Raw genomic sequence first — 2,733 nt, forward strand, 5'->3', positions numbered from 1 at the left:
CCGTAGGCCAACCGCAGACTCTTGAAGTGGCCATGCTCAATCTGGCAGTAGGCAGCGCAGCCGATGGTGGCGATATCCATGGCATCGCGCATGGCGTATTTGAAGTAGTGGGAACCCACATGGGGGTGCGAGTCCGGCGCAAAATGAAACGCCACCAGAATGTCCGCCGGTTGCAGCGCGACCTTGCCCGGGCCAGTGTGAAAACCGGCGATGGGGATGCGGCGCGTGCCGTCTGGCCCGGCGATCTCCAGCTCCGCTTCCAGCGCCACGGTGGGCGCTGCCGAATCGGCACTGGTGGCGCCGTTGCAGATGTTGCCGCCATAGGTGGCGACGTTGCGGATCTGCGGGCCCGCGATGGTGGCAGCCGCTTCGGCCAACATCGGCAGGCGGCGCTGTACCAGTTCGTTTTCGATGATCTCGGTAAAGGTGGTGCCAGAGCCGATACGGATCGACCCATCAGGCAACTCGCTCACCCCTTTGAGCTCGGGCAAGTCGTGAATATCGACGATATGGCGATAGGCGGCGTTGAGATGATGAAGCTGGATCATCACATCGGTGCCACCGGCCAAGAGACGCGCCTCGGGGTCAGCCTGGCGCAGGGCGACTGCCTCGGCAACACTGTGCGCCTTGTAGTAACGGGCAATATCAAACATGGTGTTGCTCCTCCCGTGATCCCTCGGTAATCAGACCCGCAGCGACAAACTCCCGGAACAGGGTCTTGGGGGTGATGGGCAGCTCGTTGATGGCCACCCCGGTCGCCATGCGAATGGCGTTACGGATAGCTGGGCCCGGCGAGATGATCGGCGGTTCCCCCAGTGATTTGTGGCCATAGACCGACTGGGGCTCATAGGTCTGCACGAAGTCGCACTCAAGCTCCGGCAAATCCAGCATGGTGGGGAACTTGTAGTCGAGCAGGTTGGGGTTGCGCACCACGCCAGTCTTGGCGTCGATGATCATCTCCTCGAACAGGGACCAGCCGATCCCCATCCCCATGCCGCCATGCACCTGCCCCTCCGCCAGCTGCGGATTGAGGATCTTGCCCGCATCGTGCAGGTTGATGATGCGATTGATGGTCACCTTGCAGAGATCGATATCGACGCTGAGATCGACAAAGGTGCAGCCGAAACTCGGCGGGTTGGTGGTGGTCTTGTGGGAGACCTCGGCGGTGATCTGGCCGCCGATGGTGAGGTGGTAGTAGGCGTTGACCGACACCTCGGCGACGCTGATCAGCACCTTGTCCGGCGCACCGGCCAGCACCACGTAGCCGTCGATCAGGGTCAGCGACCCTACATCCTGATGGCAGAGCTGGGCCGCCAGCGACAGAATGCGCGCCCGCAGTTGCAGCGCCGCCTGATGGATGGCGGGGGCCGCCACATAGCTCTGGCGCGAGGCGAACGAGCCCGGATCGTAGGCGGTGATGTCGGTATCCTGAGTCGAAATGACCCGGATCTGCTCAAACGGGATCCCCAGAGTCTGGGCCGCCATCTGGGCAAAGACGGTATCCGACCCCTGCCCTATCTCGGTGGCACCGATCTGCAGATTGACGGTGCCATCCTGATTGAGCAGCATGCGGGCGCCCGCAATTTCGACCCCCACCGGATAGGTGTTGGAGCCGTAACTGAAACAGGCCACCCCGATGCCGCGCCGCACCCGACTTGCAGGATCCTGCCCCAGACACTCGGCCTTGAGCCGGTCCCACTGAAACAGCTCGCGGCCACGCAGCAGACAATCGGGCAGTCCGGCGCTGTAGATGGTCTTCTGGTTGACCTGATTGACATCCCCTTCCCGCGCCACGTTGGCGATACGCACATCGAGCGGGTCGAGCCCCAGTTCGGCGCAGGCGTCATCCAGCATGGATTCGAGAGCAAAGATCACCTGCGGTGCGCCGTAGCCGCGCATGGCACCGGCTGTGGGCAGGTTGCTGTAAAAGGTTTTGGCGTCATAGCCAAAGGCGCTGCGCGGATAGAGGTAGCTGATCTTGTTGCCACCGGCGCTGGCGATGGAGTGGCCGTGAGAGGCATACCCGCCGGTGTTGGAGAGCACATCGAGCTGATAACCCTTGAGGGAGCCGTCGCGGTTGAGGCCCATCTTGCCGTCGATGGCAAAGCCGTGGCGGGTGCGCGAGGCAAAGAAGCACTCTTCCCGGCTCAAGGTCACCTTGACCGGCACGCCGCCGAGCTTGTAGCTCAAAAACGCCGCCATTGGCTCTTCCAGCACATCCTGCTTGTTGCCAAAACCGCCGCCCATATAAGGCTTGATCACCCGCACGCTCGACCAGGGCAGGCCGAGGGACTTGGCCACACGGCTGCGCACAATCTGGGGGATCTGGGTGCTGCTGACCACGATGATGTGGTCCGGCTGATCCATGTAGGCGTAGCAGGTTACCGTCTCCAGATGGCAGTGTTGCACCACCGGGGTTTGGTAATGCGCCTGAAACTGCAGATCGGCGGCGGCAATGGCCTGCTCCGGTTCATTGGCGCGAAGCTGGCTCTGGCGCAGCAGGTTGCCGCTCGGGTGAATGGGATAGGCATCGTCGGCCAGCGCACTCTTGGCATCGGTCATCACCGGCAGCGGCTCGTAGGTCACCTTGACCAGCGCGGCCGCTTTTTCGGCGACCAGCGGATCGCGGGCCACCACGATGGCGACGCCATCACCGAAGTGGCGCACATGGTCGGTGAGCAGACGGCGGTCTTTCACATCCCGTTTGGCCTCATCGAGGGACCAGGCGTGACC

At 62.8% G+C, this 2,733-nt stretch carries 2 protein-coding genes; both read right to left on the reverse strand.

Annotated features, from left to right (window positions below):
- Positions 1-653, reverse strand: a 653-nt coding sequence (xdhB, locus tag LD28_RS0111670) for a xanthine dehydrogenase FAD-binding subunit XdhB (protein WP_033137141.1), incomplete at its 3' end; no start/stop codon positions are given.
- A partial coding sequence (gene xdhA, locus LD28_RS0111675; protein WP_033137142.1) for a xanthine dehydrogenase molybdenum-binding subunit XdhA occupies positions 646-2,733 on the reverse strand: 2,088 nt, incomplete at its 5' end. The genes xdhB and xdhA, both read right to left, overlap by 8 nt.

Source organism: Aeromonas finlandensis, from assembly GCF_000764645.1.
GTDB classification, from domain to species: domain Bacteria; phylum Pseudomonadota; class Gammaproteobacteria; order Enterobacterales; family Aeromonadaceae; genus Aeromonas; species Aeromonas finlandensis.